Source organism: Vreelandella arcis (genome assembly GCF_900103865.1).
GTDB lineage: Bacteria > Pseudomonadota > Gammaproteobacteria > Pseudomonadales > Halomonadaceae > Vreelandella > Vreelandella arcis.
The window spans coordinates 335,432-356,173 of sequence record NZ_FNII01000001.1; the positions used below are offsets into that span (position 1 = coordinate 335,432).

The 20,742-nt window shown below is 53.7% G+C and carries 16 protein-coding genes and 1 riboswitch; of the genes, 8 read left to right on the forward strand and 8 right to left on the reverse strand.

The window, feature by feature from the left end; all coding sequences use genetic code 11:
* Positions 1–8: 8 nt before the first annotated feature.
* The gene (locus BLR97_RS01620) at positions 9–254 is read right to left on the reverse strand and encodes a helix-turn-helix domain-containing protein (RefSeq protein WP_089701810.1); all 246 of its coding nucleotides are present in this window, start codon (positions 252–254) and stop codon (positions 9–11) included.
* A 154-nt stretch (positions 255–408) separates the two neighbouring features.
* On the opposite strand from BLR97_RS01620, the gene BLR97_RS01625 reads away from it, so the two are divergent.
* The 6 genes from BLR97_RS01625 (at position 409) to BLR97_RS01650 (ending at position 4,222) form a co-directional block, all read left to right on the forward strand.
* A complete protein-coding gene (locus BLR97_RS01625; RefSeq protein ID WP_089701812.1) occupies positions 409–645 on the forward strand; it encodes a hypothetical protein in 237 nt (78 codons plus the stop codon).
* On the forward strand, positions 638–1,801 hold the full coding sequence (locus BLR97_RS01630) for a site-specific integrase (protein WP_089701814.1): 1,164 nt from the start codon (positions 638–640) through the stop codon (positions 1,799–1,801). Before BLR97_RS01625 ends, BLR97_RS01630 begins: the two co-directional genes overlap by 8 nt.
* A 9-nt stretch (positions 1,802–1,810) precedes the next feature.
* A complete protein-coding gene (locus tag BLR97_RS01635; protein ID WP_089701816.1) occupies positions 1,811–2,131 on the forward strand; it encodes a hypothetical protein in 321 nt (106 codons plus the stop codon).
* On the forward strand, positions 2,122–2,406 hold the full coding sequence (locus BLR97_RS01640; RefSeq protein WP_089701818.1) for a hypothetical protein: 285 nt from the start codon (positions 2,122–2,124) through the stop codon (positions 2,404–2,406). The genes BLR97_RS01635 and BLR97_RS01640 overlap by 10 nt, the downstream gene beginning before the upstream one ends.
* 176 nt (positions 2,407–2,582) lie before the next feature.
* The gene (locus BLR97_RS01645; RefSeq protein ID WP_139172873.1) at positions 2,583–3,071 is read left to right on the forward strand and encodes a hypothetical protein; all 489 of its coding nucleotides are present in this window, start codon (positions 2,583–2,585) and stop codon (positions 3,069–3,071) included.
* On the forward strand, positions 3,068–4,222 hold the full coding sequence (locus BLR97_RS01650) for a GGDEF domain-containing protein (protein WP_089701822.1): 1,155 nt from the start codon (positions 3,068–3,070) through the stop codon (positions 4,220–4,222). Before BLR97_RS01645 ends, BLR97_RS01650 begins: the two co-directional genes overlap by 4 nt.
* Before the next feature lie 155 nt (positions 4,223–4,377).
* Here the strand turns inward: BLR97_RS01650 and BLR97_RS01655 are convergent, their stop codons facing one another.
* The 7 genes from BLR97_RS01655 to BLR97_RS01695 form a co-directional block, all read right to left on the reverse strand.
* On the reverse strand, positions 4,378–7,755 hold the full coding sequence (locus BLR97_RS01655; RefSeq protein WP_139172875.1) for a site-specific integrase: 3,378 nt from the start codon (positions 7,753–7,755) through the stop codon (positions 4,378–4,380).
* Positions 7,752–9,338, reverse strand: a complete 1,587-nt coding sequence (locus BLR97_RS01660; protein WP_089701824.1) for a hypothetical protein — start codon at positions 9,336–9,338, stop codon at positions 7,752–7,754. The genes BLR97_RS01655 and BLR97_RS01660 overlap by 4 nt, the downstream gene beginning before the upstream one ends.
* Before the next feature lie 44 nt (positions 9,339–9,382).
* Positions 9,383–10,162, reverse strand: coding sequence for a hypothetical protein (locus BLR97_RS01665; RefSeq protein ID WP_089701826.1), 780 nt, complete (start codon positions 10,160–10,162; stop codon positions 9,383–9,385).
* A gap of 2,006 nt (positions 10,163–12,168) precedes the next feature.
* A complete protein-coding gene (locus BLR97_RS01680) occupies positions 12,169–14,769 on the reverse strand; it encodes a hypothetical protein (protein WP_139172877.1) in 2,601 nt (866 codons plus the stop codon).
* A 98-nt stretch (positions 14,770–14,867) separates the two neighbouring features.
* Positions 14,868–15,686 (reverse strand): fimbrial biogenesis chaperone, encoded by an 819-nt coding sequence (locus tag BLR97_RS01685; RefSeq protein ID WP_211605019.1) that lies wholly within the window; start codon positions 15,684–15,686, stop codon positions 14,868–14,870.
* Between the two features lie 122 nt (positions 15,687–15,808).
* Positions 15,809–16,279, reverse strand: a complete 471-nt coding sequence (locus tag BLR97_RS01690) for a DUF4402 domain-containing protein (protein ID WP_089701834.1) — start codon at positions 16,277–16,279, stop codon at positions 15,809–15,811.
* A 160-nt stretch (positions 16,280–16,439) separates the two neighbouring features.
* Positions 16,440–16,952, reverse strand: coding sequence for a DUF4402 domain-containing protein (locus BLR97_RS01695; RefSeq protein WP_170832958.1), 513 nt, complete (start codon positions 16,950–16,952; stop codon positions 16,440–16,442).
* A gap of 177 nt (positions 16,953–17,129) precedes the next feature.
* Positions 17,130–17,218: riboswitch (cyclic di-GMP riboswitch) on the reverse strand.
* A gap of 1,129 nt (positions 17,219–18,347) precedes the next feature.
* Here BLR97_RS01695 and BLR97_RS01700 point away from each other — a divergent pair.
* A complete protein-coding gene (locus tag BLR97_RS01700) occupies positions 18,348–19,367 on the forward strand; it encodes an IS30 family transposase (RefSeq protein WP_089701837.1) in 1,020 nt (339 codons plus the stop codon).
* A gap of 49 nt (positions 19,368–19,416) precedes the next feature.
* Positions 19,417–20,604: an autotransporter outer membrane beta-barrel domain-containing protein gene (locus tag BLR97_RS01705; protein ID WP_089701839.1), complete on the forward strand. Its 1,188-nt coding sequence runs from the start codon at positions 19,417–19,419 to the stop codon at positions 20,602–20,604.
* Positions 20,605–20,742 lie beyond the last annotated feature (138 nt).

Consider the following 20,742-nt stretch of genomic DNA (forward strand, 5'->3'; position numbering starts at 1 on the left):
TCCATTGTTTATGCAGTTGGTTCAGACTTATCGGGTGTAGGGACGTATTCGATGATGTCTGCGACGTTGCATTCAAAATACTCGCAAAGCCGGTCTACGTTTTCAGTCCCGGTGTTATAGCCACGCTGATTAGCGATTTTTGATAGTGTCGTCCTATGGATACCTGTGGCTTGCGACACTTCATCAAGCGTAACCCGCCGGTTTTCTTGAAAACCTTTCTCTGCGAGCAGCTCTTTTAAGCGAAATCGAATCATGGCTGTGCCCTTTTTTAACTGACCGCATCCTAACAAATATTTCGTTCCCCCGCATCTTATGTTGAGCAGAAGCTACAAAAGTCGCTTGACAGCATCTTTCTGATGTCTATTATGTAGCGTGTAAGCTACATAAAGCCACTAAAGAGGACATAAGATGTCTATTCACTACTTAACAACGGGTGAGCTTGCTGAGCGTATCAAATACGATGCGCGCACCATTCGTGAGTGCTTAAAAGACGACGTGTTGCTGGAAGGTATTCACTACATCCGCCCATTTGGCGGCCGCAAGATTCTATATCTGTGGGAGCCCATCGAGCGTGATATGCAACTGCATTCGCAAGAGGAAAGCATCGGTGTACCGATGGCGGGAGGAGGTGTGTGTCATGGGTAAAATCGCCGCACGCCAAGAAACCGGCAAGCTCTACTTCGACTTCCGCTATTTAGGAAAACGTTGCCGCGAACAGACCTCTCTGGATAACACCGCTGCCAACCGTAAGAAGTTAGAGCGAATTCTGGAGAAGATCGAAGCGGAGATTACGCTGGGCTCGTTTGATTACGGGCGCTACTTCCCGGATAGCCCGCGAGCGAAGACGCTAAGCAAACGCGCGCTGACGGCCGTCGGGGGGTATCAGGCGACGCCATTGCTGAAGCAGTTTGCAGAGACGTGGTTTGCGGAGAAAGAAATCGAATGGCGTGAGTCGCAGATCGTCACAGTGCAGGGCTGTTTGGATCGCCATATCTTGCCAGCATTAGGGCATAAAGAGGTCGGCAGCATCACCCGTGCAGAAATTCTTGAGTTCCGGGCATCACTCGCCAAAGTTAACTCCCGGAGCGGCAAGAAGCTCTCTGCCAGTCGTATCAACCACATCATGACGCCATTGCGCATGATGCTGAATGAAGCCGCCGACCGCTACGAGTTTAGCTCACCATACCGCGGGATTAAATCGCTCAATGTGCCACGCACGGACGTGGAACCGTTCTCCCTGGAGGAAGTGCAGCGCATTATCGATAACGTACGTGACGATTACCGTCAGTACTACATCGTGCGCTTCTTTACCGGCATGCGTACGGGCGAAATCGACGGTCTGACGTGGGAGCATGTCGATTTTGCCCGTCGCCAAATCCTCGTTCATCAAGCGCTGGTACGCGGCCAGTTTGTCCCGACCAAAACCGATGGCTCCTTCCGTTCCATCGACATGTCTCAACCAGTCTTTGATGCGCTTAAGGCGCAATTTGCAGTGACGGGCAAAACAGGCCTGGTCTTTGCAACGCGTAAAGGCACCGCGCTATCGCACCATAACGTCACCAAGCGCATTTGGTATCCGTTGTTAACAGAGCTGGGGTTGAGCAAGCGTCGGCCGTATCAGACACGCCATACCGCCGCGACGCTGTGGCTTGCCGCGGGCGAGAGCCCAGAGTGGATCGCTCGGCAGATGGGTCATACCACCACCGAAATGCTCTTCCGTGTTTACTCACGCTTTGTACCCAACCTCACGCGTCAGGACGGCTCTGCCTTCGAACGCATGCTGAATCAAGAACGCGCTTAGGAGACGACGATGAAAAACCTGGATAATGTGGTGATGGCGCATACTGGTATCGAGCGCACGCTGCACGTGACCATGGCCGGTAAAAATCGCCGGCGTGTCGAGCGTCGTTTAGCGGAGTCTCTGGCAGCTGCAACGAACTTGGCGAAGGGAGATGCATTGGTCATGTGGCTTGGGACTGGCCATGAGGCCACCAACCTGGAGGCGCTTGCCACGTGGGTGAGTAACACCCTCAAGCAGTTGAACCTGGACGCGAACCGGCAAGCCATTCCGCACTTGCTCGCGGAGTTGGAGCGCACATTGTGGGCCTGGGAGGATCAAGCATGGCAGTAACACAGCAAGTATCACCCGATAAGGCTGGGCGTCAGTTTGAGGGCGAGCTGTATGTGGCTGGCGTCGAAGGCCCCGAGTGGTTGATGCAGCATCGTGTATGGTCGCTTTACTTGATTGGCCCCAAGGGTAACTACCGCTTCTTCCTCACCGACCGCCACTTAACGGCGCAAGGCGTGCCTAAAATGGGTCAGCATGTGCAAGTGACGACCACGTGGGCGCGATTTGCCAGCTGTAAGCTGTGCTTCATCAACGCTTACAAGATACGAAACGACTAGGACAAGGTCGAGGCTCAAGATCCAACTTATCCCCACCCCCTTTTAGCTGGGCAGTGGGGATAATTTTATAGGTATCAATGCCTGACTAGACGGCTTTGTCATAGACGCGGTATGTTATTCCAAATAAAAATTAAGGGACATCGGGGATGTTAAGCTCCATTCGGAAAATACTAATCATGGTTGCCTTTGCTGCCACTTCGTTTGCAGCATCCGCCCAAGAGGCATACGTAACCTCAAGCTCACTTTCGCCGTCAAAGGATGAGAGCCCTGTTCTCACACTGCACAGTGCCGAGGAACGCTGGTCCATCAGTCGTGCAGAGATTGAGCAATCACCGCTCTACGAGGTATCACTACAACACTTTGAAGGGCCCCAAGGGCGATTTGCGGGTGTCTGGCTGGACGATTTTCTCAAGGCCGAGAGCATTGATGACGTTGCGACGTTACGGTTCGTGGCTCACGATGACTACACGACCTTTTTAACGCCTGACGACCGTACAGCCAAACGCTATATGCTCGCCACAAGGCTGGACGGCGATACGCTGACCAGAGATGAGTTCGGCCCGACGATGTTACTCATTCCCGCCGATGCCGACGCCGTTGAGACGGGCACCGTGAGCATGACCTCATGGATTTGGTCGATTAAAGATATCTACGTTCAACAATGAACTGGCGCTCTAACCGGCCACTTGGCTGGCAGTTAGGACTTGGGTTCACCCTGTTGGCAGGCATTTGCGCTATCGCAACAGGTGTCTACCTGTACCAGGTACGCGAGCATCTTGGGTCAAACTACACGGCAGTCGTTGCCGATGTAATACGCCCGCAGTTGCATACTGTTCTGTTGCGTTCAGCATTGGAAGAGTTCCGCGAGCATCCGCAGGACAGCGAACTGATAGAGCGCTTCGACAACCTGCTTTGGCGTATCCCACAGCATATCGAAGGTGTTCAATTCGGACTCAGCAAAACCAGCTTCACAGCAGCCGATTATGAAGCGTCTTTACATCGCCTGGAGCGAGTGAGAGATAAGCTGCCTGGCCTGCGACAAGCGCTGGGAGAAACTGCCGCAGGTGCGCCGCCAGATGACCTGATTCAACAAGGCTTCGCCATTGAAAATGAAATGGCTCAAGCCTATAGCAGACTCAGTCATCTACTGCATGCTGAAGCCGCCAAGCAGCGGATTGTGATGGAGCGCTTGGCATTTGGCATTGCCCTTCTGATCCTTGTCATTCTTCTCCTGGTTGGCTGTCTTATGCTGGTATTGGTGCGCCTGCATCATCAGCATAAAAAAGTACTTAGGCTCAGCCTGATGGATGAGCTCACTGGGTTAGGCAACCGTCGTTACATGTTTAATTTCACCGAGCTCTTATTCGAACAGAGCCAGCGCAGTGGCCACCCCCTGAGCATGGCGCTTCTCGACCTTGATCACTTTAAGCGCGTGAATGACGATTTTGGCCACCCGGCAGGCGATCAAGTGCTTACAGTCGTTGCTGGCGCCCTGCTTAGCGAGGTTCGTAAGGCAGATGTGGTGGCTCGCCTTGGTGGTGAAGAGTTCTGCGTCCTCATGCCTGAAACCGATACTGAAAGTGCGCGTGAGGTCATTGAGCGGATACGTCAGCGAGTGGAGTCGTTATCTCCCCAAGAGTTTGGCGTGCCCGTTGCTGTGACGGTCAGCCTGGGACTAGCCACCGTCACTCGCGATGACGCATCCTTCGATCATCTCTATTTCCGTGCTGATCAGGCCCTCTATCAAGCCAAGATCAAGGGGCGCAACCGTGTTGCCGTAGACGGACCTATGGTTCAGGCGCCGGCAACTCCTTAGGCAGTGCAACAACCGTGGGCATAGGGATAGCTCTGGCGAAAAGCCTTGCAGCAAGTCCCTGGTACGGCCGATCGTGTCTTGTTTTTCCACTTCGCCACCTGGCAATGGTGGGGTACATAACCGTCCGTCCTCTTAGAATTTCAAGCGGAATATGCTCAGTCACCAGGCTCACCACCCAATCTTTCAGACTGGGCATGGCCATCAGGCATTGTTTCTCCGTCTTTCTGCATGTCGTCTCCCAGACCCAATACCAACTTCGTCATAAAGGCTGCAAAACGAACGGCTTCCCATAGTGGCTGTTGTCGATCTTTGTAGTGCCCCCGCGTTATTTTGAGATTGGCGTTCCCATACCAATGCCGCGTTTGGCCAGACGGTGAGGGCGTTGGCGTCAACTCAATGAGTTTGTGCGAAATGTCGGTCGCGTTGGACCAGTGGCGTTTGATGTCCTTTTCGTTGGCTTTTGCCTCGACCTCGACAACGAGATAAACACTTTGAAAGCAGCGCAATGGACGCAACAGTTCACGGACGTTGTTAATGGCGTCGGCATCGGGGAGCTCGATCTGCCCGGTGCTGCGCTGCATGTGATTGCGCAACGTCACCAGGCTTTTTTCTGCGGTCTCAGGCTGTGACTGGTGCCAGTCGAGCAGGCGGTGAAAAAACTGCCCGGCCTCTCTTAATACCGCAGGCTTAATAGGCGGTGCCATGCAGCGTTTAAGCTCTGGCATATAGATACGTTGCGAGGCCACGCGACGAGCACGGTCATGGCGATTGTCTTCGCGACTAAACTGCTGATTGGTGCGCCGTGTTTTACGCTGCATCAATGCTTCGCCATTCTCCATCCAGAGATACAGCTGTTCAGCGTCGAGCACAAACCGCTTGGCTGTTCGATGAATAGCGTCATCAAGCGCTACGCCTTGCACCTCTTGTTGTTCGACGAGTCGCAGGCTTTGATAGATCGTCGTGGCTTCGGGCCAGCCGAACGCAGCCCCCAGGGGGTTATCGAGAGGATTCTCGGATGGTGGTTGGTAAGATCGCCACTCTTGCTCCAACGGGTCATCTGCCAGATATGGCTGCCACTCATCCTGAAGATATTGGAGTAGCACACCGGCTTGCGTCTGTCCTTTGAGTCCGCGTCGGTTACGCCAACTGCTCAGCGCTGTTTTCGTCGGAAAATTCAGTAGCGCGAATTGTTGGTCGATACTGAGGGTGGGGTTAAAACGTTCACGCAAGTCTTGCCCAAGGATCCAGTCGAGAGAGTGAGTGTACGAGCTAAGCGTTTCATCGGGGCTGGCATGCCCTGCCCAAAGCGCGAGTTGCCAAAGCCGTTTTCGAGAGGGCCTGTCTTGAGGCGCAAGACCGGCTAACGCAGAAATGTCGGCCTTAGCGTTTGGCATTGCTATATTACGGCAGTCATCCAGTCGCCATACGTTGGGTAATATCTCGCCTGAATTACTCTCCAGTAGGCACATCAGCGTAAAAGTCACAAAGCTATGCCGCAGGTGGTGGTAGCGTAGTGAGTTATCGCCACTGACCGTTTTCAAAGCGGTTTGTATGGGATGAAAGAGGGCTTTATCTTCCAGCAGCAACCGCCCATTTCCGCTGCGGCAGAACAGCAGCTGTTTGGTAGTCTGTTGGGTGGTGATCTCACCTTGGCGACGTTGGACCCAATTGATCAGTTCCTGTCGCTCTTCAGGCATCAATAACCACAGTGGCAAGCGTCGTGTTGCCGAGTAGCTTTTGCCTCTGCGGTATTCATTGGATCGAATGATGACCTCACCCTCGAAAGCATCGTTATCAAATAGGTAGGCGACATCCTTTATCTGAAGCCCGGCGCATTCGCTGCGGCGGACCCCGAGACGGTAACCAAGAATAAGCGCAAGTTTTTGCATGGTGCGAAAGCGTTCGGGCTGCTGTGAGGCTTCAATCAGTGCCAAAGCGCGGCGAAATTCGGCAGGCGTGACGATGTTGACGTCGACACGCTGTTTTGCTGTATTGCCACTCTCCAGATCGATGTGGGGGATTGCGAGGGTATCAACGAGGAAATGATGAAAATCAATAAGACGATTTTGCATTTTCGCTCTGGAAGCGGGGGTTTTGGCACTGTTTAGCACGTTTTCATACAGCGCTTCCCACTCATCAGCACTGGCAGCAAGTACGTCACCGAAGGTTTGGCTGTGCGCTACTAGCGGGCGTGCAATGGTCGATAAGTAAGTTTCAGCCGAACGGGCGACGAGCTTTGATTTAACGCGGCCCCCCTTTTGCATCAGCTTTAGGCACCATTTGGCGAGCAGCGTCACCATGGCACCATTACTGTTCGACACCGCCAGAAATGCATCGATATTGGCAATGGCTTCACGTCGGCCTGTGTGGCCCACCAAAGAAGCGGAAAAACAATGCTGCAACTGACGTAGCTGCTGTAATTGGTCGACTGGAGTAGAGCTGACCTGGTCAGTGGCTTGGAAGTCCAGGTAGACGTTATCGTCGTGGGTGTCGATTAGTGTGTTGGGTAATACGCTGCGAGTCAGCAAGCGCTGCCATGAGGACGGACGTAACGAGAGCGATGAGTCGGCTTTGCTTGCGTAGTGTACCAACAATGGTGGCATATCCAGTGCCGACGCTGTGTTAGCCATCGTAAGCAGGGCGGCGAGGCTTGTTGGCGCGCTATCGGCAATGTGTTTGATATACACCATCAAGCACTGCTCGACAGATACCAGGCTGTTGGAAGCGGTTTGCGGCCATGCCTTGCCAATGGCTTGATAGGTAATGAGGAGTAGCAACTGACTCATCGGACTCAAACAGAGTCGCCGGTATTTAAATCGAAGCTCTTTGTCGATGGGTGTTTCAGTATTCGATTCGGAAGGTGGATTACCACTAAATGCTTCGTCGGCTTCTTCCTGTTCTTCCTCATCCGCATTAGCCGACTGAATGCAGTCCGTTAAGGTGACAAAGCCAGTGCCAGGCGCAAAGGAGATGCCTTGCTCAAACGCTTTAGGTAGCTGTTCAAGGTGGTGCTTATTCAGCACCGCACCTTCCCGGACCAATTGAAATAGCCATCGCCCCACCATCCACTTTCGCAGCGCAATGTCGCTAAGCTTTTCCACACTGGGCAAGGCTGCGTCATGCACGGCTACCAGGGCATCCCAGCGATGCAGTTCAGAAAAAGACGCCGTGGTGACGGCAGGCGGCTTGCGGGCGTTAGTGACCAATGGGCTCGGTATCGTCACGCGCCATTTCAGATTTTTATGGCCGTTTTCCAGACCTCTCACTAGAAAATTGTGCGTCTTGCGCAGCGCCTTTGGCGGCGTGTTCTGGTGCAGAGTTTCAAATACCGCCGTGGTATCTGCGTCTGAAAAAGAGAGGTTCGGTTTGCCTTCCATGGAACCGGGTACCTTTTGTTCTAATGTTTCGAGAAGGCCCATTAGATACTGGTACCGCTCACGGTCGCGTTGATAGCGGCGCTCTTCTTGGCCGTCGCTTGTCTTCTTTTGAGGCTGCGGTAGTCGCCACCCAGACCAGAGAGTCTTGTCGCTCACAGCAAGGCTCCTTTTAATGCCTTCCAGCCTTGCTGCACCATCAAGCGTTGTATGACTGACGCGATAAGGGCCTGATACTCACGAGGGCAAAATGTCGAGTAGCTGGCCCAGGGCTCCTGGCCTGGATCCCAGTGACCCATAAAGGCATCGACGACTTCCGACGATAAATCGCTCTCTTTTAATCGCGTATGCAAAAAGTGGCGGTTGATATTTAAAGGGGGGCTGTCGATCCACTGTAACTGGTCATGTAGCCGGGTCGGGGTGACTTCTTTTGGATTGCCATAGTGATCCAGGAACATGAACGGCGTATCCCACCTGTTTTGAAGATAAAACGATAAACGCTCGATTATTCCTTCTCGATGGCGTTGATAGTGCTGCAGCTGCTCAACCATCAGGCTGGTCAGCGGCAGAAAACGCGCATGGCTTTGTTGGTCGTCGGTTTTGTCCGCGATGACAATGATGCGCCGCGATAATGAAATATTATCCCAGCTTGGCAGCGGGTCACGGACGCTTCTATAGCCTGTCGAGAACATCAGCATGGCTACGGTATACGCCACATAAGCGTTGTGCACACTGCAAAGGGCAGTCCACGTAGAGCCCTTTTTCGCGGCCTTAATCTGCTGTTGCATGCTGGCGACAAGGCCGTTTACGTATGTTGTTGTGGGGACTAGGTTGGATCCCACATGGTGGGCTGAATCAGAGGAAGCATTAGCGTACGCAGCCGCATGGGAAGGCTCAGCAACAGATGATGGAGAGCTGGGCGTCCATTGCTGCCTGATGGTCTCCATGGCGTGAATATAGTGCTGTTCCAGACGTTTCATGTGCGGGGCATAATAATAAAGAGAAGCCTGCTGACCGAATGAGGGAACACGTGCGGTTATGAGGCATGCCGCTGTTAAATCAGCGTCACCCTGGTTGAGCGTATTGAAAAGGTGGGCTCCTAATCGATGGACAGTTAACCGTGACCCAGTGTTGCGGTTTGCCTCAGAGAGCAGGGCTTTCATCTCCTCTCTCAAGTCTTCCCGATAATCTTTTGGAAACAGCGGCACAGAGCGCTTATTAACTCTTATAGCGACTTCGAGTACATTTTGCTTTATGAGTCGCCAATATATTAGCGGGATGGGTAGTGCTAGGCGGTCTTGTGTGGTGCGCATGTGAGCGGGCCAATCGCCTGTCAATTGGCGACTATTTTCTGGTCGATAAACCCCTGATACCCAGCAAGCGGGCTCATTGGATAGAATGTAAATAGCCTGGTCGGTAATGACCTGTGGGATTCGCTCAAGGCGCTTTATGATCTGCGTGTCCAGCACACTGTCGAGGCTACGGCCCGTGATTAATAGCAGTCCGATTACACACTCAAGTCGCTGACGTAGAGCGGGTTTCTTTTGTTCTAATTGGCTTTTTAATTGCTGAAAGTCGAACGTATTTAGCTGTTCCCATCGCCCCGGTAACAATTGAGCGGCTTTATCCTGAAAAATTTGCTGGCTGCGTGCGCGAAATACTGCCAGCAGCGAGCTATCACCCTTCGCGGCTTTGATTGGAGCGTCATTTTGGGTGAGTTCGGTCGCTGGGCGCTCTTCCATGGTAGATAACCCGGAAGCACGCAGCGTGTTTTTCGTTTTTTCATCTATATCGGGTGGCAGGGTGATCGCTGAATTAGCTGTCTCGCTCCAGCTTTCCTCAGGATCGTCATCGAAGCGACGCTTGCGCTGTACTTGCGCTGTACTTGCGATGTGTTGTTCGCTTCATCAGAGCTAGGATCTTGATAACCTTGGCGTGGCTGACGGCGATTGAGAGCGTAGGCAAAGAAACGCTCTAATTCAGTAATATACTTTTCTTGCTGATTTTTATCTCCGTATGCCCGGTAATTCCTGCATCTTTTATAAAGTTCGTCTGTTGGCTCATCGAATGGTTTGAGATATACAAGCCACTCAGCCTCCATACGCCTGGCAACTTTGCAAGCGGATTCCAGGGTTTTAAGGTAAGTTGTTCTCTTAAGCCGCTTTTCATCCTCTTCGTTAAAATTTAAATAGTTGTTCGCGGCTTGAATATCGGTGCGCCAGTGAAACGCCGCATTGATAATGTGCGCCAGTAAGTGAAGACGATCATTGAGCCCTTCAATATCGTCTTGCATTTTTGTCAGCTTATACAAAGCACCATGGATGGGGTGCGTGCCATGAATGCCTTTTTCCCTCTGACTTGGCAGTGATGTGAGTGCTAACTCTCCCTTCATTAAGGCGTCTGCAAGCTGAGCAAGTGCTGATGAGTCCCAAGCGTCGTCACAAATAACAGCCAGTTTTTCAATGGTAGTGACCAGAAGTGGACGAATGGTCTCAATAGCAAAATAGCCATCGCGGGGTTGCAGCACTTCATCTAGCAGAGCAGTGAGTTGCGCATTACTGTCCATAAATTTAGCTGCCCTTAAACGTTCCGCCGATTGATACTGAGGGCCTCACAGAAGGAAGTCTTACTGTTGAATTTTTCCGACAGGGCTGTTAACGCTTTGTGGTCAGAAGAGGCTAAGTGTTCCCATAGCGATACGATATAATGCGAGAGATCTTTTGGCGGAAGTGAATGGCAAGTTTCGGAGGTTAGCGCTAAAGAAAGTGCCAATGCTTCTGTGTTTTTACTGAGGGGCGCATCCACCAAAGTGACGCGAACCTTTTCGCTTCCTGCTAGGCGAAGCCGGGCAAGGTATAAAGGGAACAGGTTAGCAATGCACATGAGCTGGGTGCGGCTCTTACCTCGTTTAGCCCCGTATACAACAGGAGGGTGCTGAATCATATAGATTTTTAATGCCTCATCTGACAAGCTCTTGACGTCCCGCAAAAACGATGAGCGCGCTAGGAATAGGCGAAGCACTGAGGGGGAGAGATGCGGACTGACTTCAATTTGAGATAATGACACCCGTCGTGAGCCTCGATCATTTAGCATTAAAACACCTGTTTTACTTTCTTGGCGAGCCTTGCCTAGCCAAGTGGCTAGCTTTCTCTTAAAGGGTTATACACCTCCTTTTATCATGTTTTTTGATGATCGTAACCCCTGGACTACAAAAAAAATTGGAGAGTTTTATGGCCACTAGCTTTGGCTTATTATTTTCTTTTAATATTTATTTACGTAAATAATATGGATGCGGTTATTATTTTAAATAAAATGGCAGTCAATTTTATTTAGTTGTTTTTTATGAAACAGGCTGGCTGCCTCACCGTACGAGACCAGTGGCATGGCTAGACGTCGGCGGCGCGGAGATATCCGTTTTTCCAATCCGAAAGGGTGTGTGTGAGGGCTGCTCGCCAATCATTTTGCTTATCAAGCCGATGGCAAGCGCACCTCCTACGAGGCGAATCTGAAGGTAGTTCGAAGCAGAGCGGTGACCTTACAACCGAGAAGAGGACCTGAGGCGTTTGTCTGCGTTAAGCGTATCCGCCTTGGCGGATGTGGGTGAGGTAAGCGATTACGTCGTTAGCTCTGCCCCGCATAATCAGTTGTTCGGCTGTAAGTCCCCCCAAGGCAGAAATTGTATATGTTCGATACCACGTCCAGGCAGCGGTTCGAGAGCCCGCCCAAAGTTCGACCAGGTCCAATATGGTTTGAGTTATCTTTTCTCGTTCTTCCTCGCTTTGGCGATCGCGGTAGCGGGCCCAAACCAAGCCGGTCCCAAAGAGGAGTAGGGCGGCACACAGGATGCCGAGAGGAAGAAGAATAGCCAAAACATCAGGCGATAAGGGCTGCATTTGTAGACTCCTCTTCGATGTTCAGGATGAGCCTTATGACTTCTTTAGGCGATAGCCTAGCAACGAGGATAGCTTCTCGTAAGGCCGCTAGGTCTGAGACCATGCTTTCCAAGTTAGCGCTAGCCGTGATTTTACGCTGTCGTCGATTTCTATAACTCTATCATACTCGCCCATCGATGGGTGTCAGGCGGGGCTGCTCGAGGTAACCTCTGGTTACCTCGAGCACCGTGAATCCGTCGCGGTGGCCATTCAAGGAGCATGACTTCTCTAGCGCAATGGGTTTGGTATTCACAAGGGGGGCTTGATGCTTCTCGATCTCTACCCAGCGCAGCACAAGATCGCAACCGTAGATGCTATGCATTTATAGATGTGCAGGCAATTCATTGGCCACCTTAACCACAACAAACATTGGAAAGCTTTGAGCCTATATGACGAACCTCTAAAAGGCTGCTCAGGGTCGATAGCACCTATGCATGAGTATTCCTGTTTCGGCCAAGAGCAGTCGTTCAGTCGAAATACAGCTAGGTGATTTGATATAGCAATAGAAAATGGATTTAAAGGTACTGACAGCTATGCCTCAGATGGCCACTGGTCGCGGAACGACTAATCCAAGCAGGGTCGACTGCGCAGTGTGATGTGTGTGCGAAGGTTGGGGCCACTTCATATATCGGTAAACACTTCAATCCAAAAAGTCGACGACGGGTTCTAATGGTGTAGTGAGTGACGAAGGAAATACCTTCAGATCGATGCCGCTGATGAAGTCGCCATCACCTGACACGGTCAGCTCTCTTCTGCCGCTATCGCTCAGGCTCAGGCGCTGCAGTTGCTGCGGTGAAATTCTTAACTGGTACTCCCCAGCGATGACGCCTGGCACAATATAGAAACCGTCCCAGCTGCTTGTCGTGCGGGCCACTACCTCTTGCCGGTTGTTGAGCAATTCCAGCTCAATATCACCGACACCGCGCTCGACACCCTTCTCCAGCAGGTAGACCGTGCCATCGATTTCCGTGGTCATGCGCACCGGGAATTCCAGGCTGGCTACGCTGCCCGGTCGCGGCACCAGCCTCAATCCTTCGATTTCCGGTGCCCATTGCGGGTCTTCCAGCGTCGCGGTGTCTATCGCGATGTCGAGATGCTGCTTCACAGGCAAGTGATCGATATAGGCGATACCTTCCGCATCCGTGTGGGCCCGGTGCTTGACGCCATTAACCTTGAATCCAGCACCTTGCAGCGGCGCCTCATTGTTGCCCATTACGCCATCGTTGTCCTCGTCGATGAAAACGCGCACGGAAGCGGCCCCTGTGTTCGCCATGGGCTGGGCATCGAATCGCCAGTCGGAACGCCGAGAATCCCTGCCCATGGCAATAAACAATTGCGCCCCTAGCGCGATATCTCCTGTGTCTACATAGCTGGCACTAACACCCAACCCGAAGCGGCCCAGGCTCTTGGTTAAGCCAGCGGAGTACCGGGTTTCAGGAGGCAAAAAGGTGTGGGCGATGCCCAGGGCCCCGCGGTAGCCGTCTGCAAGATATTTTTCGGCGGAGAGCGCCACCGAGGAGATGTCACTCTCAGCGTCCAGCCGGTAGTCGACCTGGCCGCGCAAGCTCATATCGCGTACACGGCGGCTGACCTGGAGGCTGCCAGTCGTGTCCTCGCTGATATCGGAGGCGCGCCAGCGAAGGGTGTTGGTGAGGGCCGTGCGATACACATAAGCGGAAACGCGGGCGCTGACATCGGTATTGGCTCTGCCGGACTCACGCTCGTCCCGCGTGGCCTCCAGGGTGAGGGGTATGCGCGAGCGAGAAGTCAGCGGAAGCGAGCCGGTGAGTCGAAGTGCATCACGGGTGAGAATGGGGTCGTTACTGGTGGTGAACACCTCGCTGGTGAAGTCGGTCAGGAGAATGCGACTCGCGTCCACGGCCACGCCGCCGATACGGGTCTGGACATCTAGCTTGGCCAGTGCGCCTCCGTCCTTCGCCTGGACAAGGCCCCCGCCGAGACTCAGCGACCGCCAGAAGGTGCGTACTCCCAGGGTGGAATAGAGCTCCTCTTCGCCGTCGGTCGGTGCGCGGATCAGCCCGGCCGAGGCGGTCAGTGAGCGCGAGAGGCCCAGGTCGAACTGGGCGATGGTTCGGGATTGCCCGTCGTCGTCCCGGTGCTCGGTCAGGCTGTACTGAAAATCACCGGGGAGCACCATAGATTGATCCAGGGGAAAACTGTATTGCTCAACCCGGGTCTCGCCCAGGGGACCGTTGAAGATAAGCCGGAAATCATTGCGACCATAGCTCAGTGGCTGATCCTCGAAACGATAGCGCCCCTCGGCATCAGGCTGTGCGAAGCTTACCAAGGCACCATTGTAATAGAGCTCCACGTCCCATCCCGGCAGCAAGTCGCCCTCGAAGGTCTGGCGGTCGAAGCTGGTGGGCCGTGTCAGAGGGCGATTGCTCAGCGTCACCCCTTCACCTCCGATTCCGCGGGAAACGTTGTCAACGCTGGGGGTCGAGAAGCTGCCCAACTGAAACGAACGGGCATGCAGGGGACCCAGCAGTTCTCCATCGGGATCGTGACGACCTAATGTCGCTCGCACCTCCGGCGAAGGGTTCTTTAGGCCGCTGGAAAAGTAGAGCGAGGTCTCCATGCCCAGCAGATCCCCCGTGAGGTAGGCGGTATAGGCCGTATCACCTTGGGTACGGTTATTGCTGTGCTGCACTTCGGTGGTCAACGTCTGATCGATGAAGGGCACGCTCAGCAGGCGATACGGCTGCTCGTGGCGGGGATAGTCGGGATCCTCATAGCCACCAGGCATTCCGGCACGACCCCCGAGGTCTTCCCGAGCCAGGCGGGCCTGCAGTGGCAATGCCTCGAGGGCATGAGCGCGCAGGGAGAGGCTGGCACGGTCGACCTCGAATGTCAGCGGCAGCCAGTCTTCGAGCAGCGACGCCGCGACATAGATATCGTCAGGCTCCGCCAGCACCAGCGCCGGATCGAAGGTCTGGGTATTCCCGGCGAGGGTCACGCTAGCGTTGTCTAGGTTCAGGCTGAACCCGCGATCCTCGCTGAGGATAAAACCGCGGGCGACGCCTTCTACTGGCTGAGTCTGGATGGAAATGGTCAGCAAACTGGCCAGCTCGCCCAGCGGCAGCAGGGTATGGTTGCCCACCGCATAGGCAGGAATGGCGCCTGAGAGCACGGACTGGTCCAGGCGCACTTCCAGGATCAGTAACTCCGGTTCGCTTTCCGGCTCCTGGGCTAGCATGACGGGGGCGTGGGCCAGCAGCATTAACCACAACGCCAGCATCACCAACTGACTGGTCCGGTGGACGTGACTGGCTCGGTGGGTGGTAGTGAGTATCGGATCATTGCGGTAGAGCAAGGGGGCTATAGCGATAGCTCCGCTTCGGCCAGCAGCCTGCCACCGTCTTCCGCCTGTTCCTGGTAGGTGACGCGCAGGGTGCCGTTGCTGAGGGGCAGGCCACTCGGTGGTTGCAGTGCAATGCCCGCTCGACGCAGGGGGTTGGGGGTATAGACAGCCACCCCATTGGCACGGCCGATGACCTGCTCTGCGCCGCTTCGCGGGGTGAAACTGACGGTCAGATCGCCGAAGACGGACTGGGTACCGTTGCGCTGCATCTGCAGGGCAAGCAGCGGTAATCCGCTTGAGGATCGCTGAAGCTGGAGCTGGGTCAAGGCAACATTGGCGTCTGTCGCGCCATGACGCACGATCACCGGAACGGAGGCGCCGACCAGGGCCGTCAACTGAATGCCTATCTCGCCAGCGCCAGACTCGATGCTCCGAATTCCGCTGATTTCTGGCTGTTGTGCGAACAGCAAGTGAGATCGGTACTCACCGGCCACCAGATCGGCAGGCTTGCGTACCATGATGCGTACCGCCTGCCCGGCACCGGGCTCGAGGGTCACCTGGCGCGGCGAGTACTGCAGCAGATTATCGGCAAGCTGTTCTCCCGCCAGAGGCTCGGCGACGTCGGAGAACTCACCGGTTTCACTCATGCGCCGGTTGACCAGCGTGATGCGATAGGTGGCAGTTTCGCTGCCATTGTTGATCAGCTCCAGCTGGGCCGACCGCTGGTTGCCCTCGAAGACGACCCGGGTCGGATAAAGCATCAACTGGGCCAATGCCTGGCCCGCCGGCAACATGAACAGCAGGGCGCAGAGGGTGAAGCGGGAGATTGACGTCATGCCACGCGCTTTCTGGGTCGAGGTCTTGGGGATCATGGTGGAATCCATTTATCGTCTGTTTCGGGAGTACCGGATGGCACTTGGAACGACGGGCGCCACCCGGTCGCGGCGCTCGAGATGCATCAGTTGTAGTTCACGATCACGCTGAAGCTGCCGGTATAATCCCCTGGTGTCTGTGCAATACCGACATTGAGTGTTCCCCCGACCGTCAGGGCCTGGGAGCCGCCGGCACTCAGCTGGCCGCCAGCCCCGGAGGGAGCACCGGTAAAGTCGTTGATGACCATATCGCTGCCCGGGCCCGTGAGCGTCACGAAATCGTTGCCAGGCAACTGGGTCGTATAGGTCGCCTCGGTATCGCCGGTTACCGTAAACTCGGCGGCGAAGCCCTCGCCCGAGCGGAGCAAGAGCACCTCCCCGCCAGCAGTGCGCAAGCCATTGGGGCTGACGGCGACCGAACCGCCATTGCCTGCCACGAAATTGCCGAACGACAATCCTCGGGTATTCTGGATCACGATGTCCTGCGCCAATCCATGGGAAGCAACGAGAGTGGCCAATAAGGCACCAGCCGTGATCACTGCCCATTTATGGTTCATCGCAATATCCTTGGAGTCTGGTAATGCGGATCTGGTGGTAGAGTAAAGTGACGCTGACGTTGGTCAGCGCCAAATCAGGGTGGAGCCTCCGAAAGGTCCTTTCAGCACTCCACCCTGGTCGTCGCCGGGCTGGCGCCCGGCTCGACATGCCGGTTATCGGTTAGTTGTACTCTACCGTTGCCGTTACACTGCCTGTGTAGTCCCCGGTCACTTGCGCTGCACCCACTGTCATTACTCCACCCAGATAGATGGATTGAGCACCTGCTGTGAGTGTGCCGGATGTCACTTCACCGGAGGTAGCATTGGAGCCGGTTAGGTCACTGATTCTTGCCAGTGCCATGGTCTCCCCCACTCCGCCCGCACCGGTCGAAAGCTCGGTATCGCCGGACCAGGTAATACTGTAGGTGGCGGCACCGTCACCGGTAACGTCGAACTTGGCGGCGGTCGGAGAAGACCCGACGCTCGAGAGAATGACACCCGAACCTGTTCGTGCACCACTGGTTGAGACCGTCACACTACCACCGGCACCAGGGGCGAACTTGCCAAAAACCAGGTCCGCCGACTTTGCGATGGCGATGGGCACGATAACGGTACCCGTCGCTGTGGTCGAAGTGGCCGCAGCAAAGCTGTTGGATGCCCCGAACGCCCCAATCGCGACGACGGAAGCCAGCACGGTACGGCGAAAATTCTTGCGAATGAAAGCAGATGATTTCATTTGTCTATCCCCTGTAAGTCATTGCCACGGTGGTTTGCCGTGGGCAATCGTTTGAGTTAAAACCCAAGTAGGGGAACCGTGAACATTGCGATGGAGGGCGGGCATGAGAAAAGCGTGCTCGGACCCAAAGGAGATGTAGGCGATCCCGCTGTCTTGAGGTGATTACACCCTTTAGACCGGTGACTTTGCGTCCCCGCCTTTCGACGGGTTTGCCTTTTTCTTTCTTTCCGAAAAACGGTAAAGTTATCGTTTTTCTTCGGGGTCTTATCACTCTTCAGTGAGTTGACCTAAGTGTATGCTGGCTGAAGGCGAAGGTTTCCACAAGCTTTTTATTTGCAATAATTCTAAATTCAGGGGGGGATTACTCATATTAAATTCTATCTGTTTTATTTATAGAATAAATACCATTAAATGCTGCACTGGATGCCAGTTTTTTAAACCTCTATTTGAGCATGAAAGTTCTGCGAGATAAAAGCACGGAATAAATCAGCACATTAATCACTCCAGAGTTATGAAAAGAGTATGCCATTCAATGGTTTGTTATTTTCCTTCCGATGCGGCCGAACTTTCATCTAACCTTGCTATTGGAATTATTAAATCGGGTAGTTTGGGGTTTCTATAAAGAAATATCCGGAAAAGTTTTCTCGTCGGTTTTTTCTTTTAAGTATATCTTAATTTTCAACAACTTACTCTTTAGCTGAATGTACTGTAGGCTCGACGTCGTCAGATCAATATCGCATTGAGTAGATTTTTTCTTTTCTGACGCTTCTGATAAAAAGCTTGTAACAGAAAGCGGAGTGCAGCAATCAGGTGGATATGTTAACTGCGAGTGATCTTCCTCTGATTACTTTCATTAATATCGAAGTTTCGGGACTTGAATCCAGGGTACAAGGCCTGAAGGTGCCTACAAACTCGGGCCATTCAATAATCTGAAATAAATATTGCACTTTAATCGGCCAGGGCGGTCTTAAGAGCTATGTAACAGGTGTCGCTCATCCCTCGCTCATCCCTCGCACATCCTTCGCTCATCCCTAATGAACTGTATTCTTTATAAACTTGTGACGGGGTCATGCCTCATCACTCTCTTGGCGGGCAAAAGGTGATATCAAAAGTCAAAAGTTTCGGACTGTCTCCATCATTGCTGTTGGCTTGTATAACAAGCTCTATGATCCATACGGCAAGCGCTGCCAGCTCCATTTCGTCACTTGAGTACGACGGCTTTACCTACGATTTGACGACGACCTTGACATCCTACACGGAAAATCTCGGTCTTCTGGAATCACAACCATGGTGGGGGGATGGGCGGTCTCAATGACCAAGTGCAACACCTAACCTATCAGGTAGGGTATTGCCATGACTCACTGTTATCGCCATCTTTCTGCTGAAGACAGAGCCGTCATCATGCTGATGCGGGTTAGCTACTCGATTCGCGCTATCGCCCACCAACTGGGACGTGCACCTAGTACTATTTCACGCGAACTGGTGCGCCATACAGTCAAGCCTGACGGGGCGTATGACGCTAGCCTCGCTGGACACAGAGCCCGACTGACCCGCTGTCGGCCTCATCGTAGCCCGAAGCTACCTCTCAATGGTGAGCTTTTTGAGCTGGTGGTCTACCTGCTGCGCAAGTACTGGTCACCAGAGCAAATAGCCCGCACACTGAAGCGTATGTTTCCTGATAACACTGACCGCCACGTCTCGCACGAAGCCATCTACAATGCGCTCTACCTCATGCCGCGCGGCTCGCTCAAGAAGGAGCTGATTGCCTGTTTGCGCCAGGGTAACGGCAAACGACGCCCTCGCAGCCGTGGCAAGGATAGGCGGCAACAGATTCCTGACCTGGTGAGCATCCACCTGCGACCACCTGAGATTGAAGACCGCCTGATGCCTGGCCATTGGGAGGGTGATCTCATCATGGGTGCCAACAACCGCTCTGCCGTCGGCACGTTGGTAGAGAGAACCACGCGTTTAGTGATCCTGGCGAAAGTGGATGGCACCACGGCTACAGCGGCGGCTGTTGGCTTCAGCGACAAGCTCAATGAGGTGCCGCGCGCTCTGCGCCTGTCCATGACCTATGACCAGGGCAAAGAGATGGTGAAACATGCCGAGATCACTCAGAAGACGGGGACAGCGATCTACTTTGCCGACCCGCATAGCCCATGGCAGCGGGGTTCCAATGAGAACACCAACGGGCTGTTGAGACAGTACCTGCCGAAGGGCACGGATCTATCGGTCTACAGTCAGGAAGAGCTCGACGAGATCGCCGACTCACTCAATACACGGCCGCGCAAGACACTGGACTGGCGCACGCCGTTGGAAGTCTACGCCGAGGTGCTCAAGAAATCCGTCGCCGGACCGAGCACGCTTCAATAGTGTTGCACTTGGAACTTGAGGCCGCCATGCCTCATTAGCCAATGCATTGATGGATTTAGTTCGGTACGATCTTGGCGACTATTTCGATAATTACCCAGCTTCATCAGAAACAACCGTAAGTGCTTTGACAGCTTATGATATCAGCAACGGTTATGTGTCTATCTCGTACTGGAATGGAACAGAGCTGATCGATTGTCCTGAAAATTGCCCCCGAGTATCTGATTTATATGCCTATATCATCGGTTCCAGAACGGTGCTGGTCTTGGTGGATTTGCCCCCAGATTCTAAACCCGAACTGGTCTTGTTAACTTTGGCCGACATTCAAGCCAGTCTGCTCTCCACTAGTGCCGGCATTCAGTCCAGTCTTTCCAGTGTCAGCACACTGGTCAACGGAGCCCACAGTCGCCCCATGTCGCGGTGGGTTGCCCCGGGCCAGAAAACATTCTGGGTGGCCGGTGACTGGGGTAATGACAACAATGGTAGCCGTGACGGTACGACAGGCCTCGCCGAGTTGGGTGCTGGCTACAATTTTGGCTCTGCACAGATCAATTTTTCCCTCGGCAAGACATGGGCTGATCAAGATCTGGTTCATAGTGGTGATCTGGATGTTGACGGCCAATACGTCATGGTAGAGAGTATCTTTCCCGTCTCTAAGTTAAATGGTGTTTACGCCACACTGGGTGCCTATAGGCACTGGGCAGATGCCGATATCCAGCGCGGCTATCTCAATATGGGAAATCCGGAAACTTCATCGTCCAGCCCCGATTCACGCTCATGGGGCGTAAGAGGGCGGCTTGATTGGGAAAATGCTTTCGCTGTGAAGTCCGCACGATTTAGTCCCTATGTGGACCTATGGTATACCGAGACTAAGCTGGACAGCTATACCGAATCAGGCGGGAGCTTTCCTGCGCGTTTTGATCGCCGTGAAGACGATGTCTCTGAGCTACGGTTTGGTACAAATATGGCCTTGCCTATCAAGGAAACCGGTTTTGATTTCATCGCCAACCTCGAAGCAGCCCGCCGCTTTGAAGGCAATGCCGAAAACACCACAGGTGAGGTCATTGGCCTTTTTCCCTTCGATGTTGATGGGGGAGAATATGACCGCAACTGGCTGAAAGGTGGTGTTGGCGTTGAGGGAAATCTTGGCAACGGCAAAGTCTCACTGATGGTCAATGGCACCACTGAAGGTGAGTTTATGAGCTCCTGGGTGGCGGCTTCCTATCAGTTGGAGTTTTAAAATCTGTAAAAGGAGTTGGCTAACCCTCATGTTTCATGAGGGCTGGCCGTCCGTGGCAGAGCTGCAAAGTGGCAATTGTCCCTAGGGTGCAACCTGTAGGCGACTGAGACCGGGACTAAAAGGCGCTACCTTGAGTAT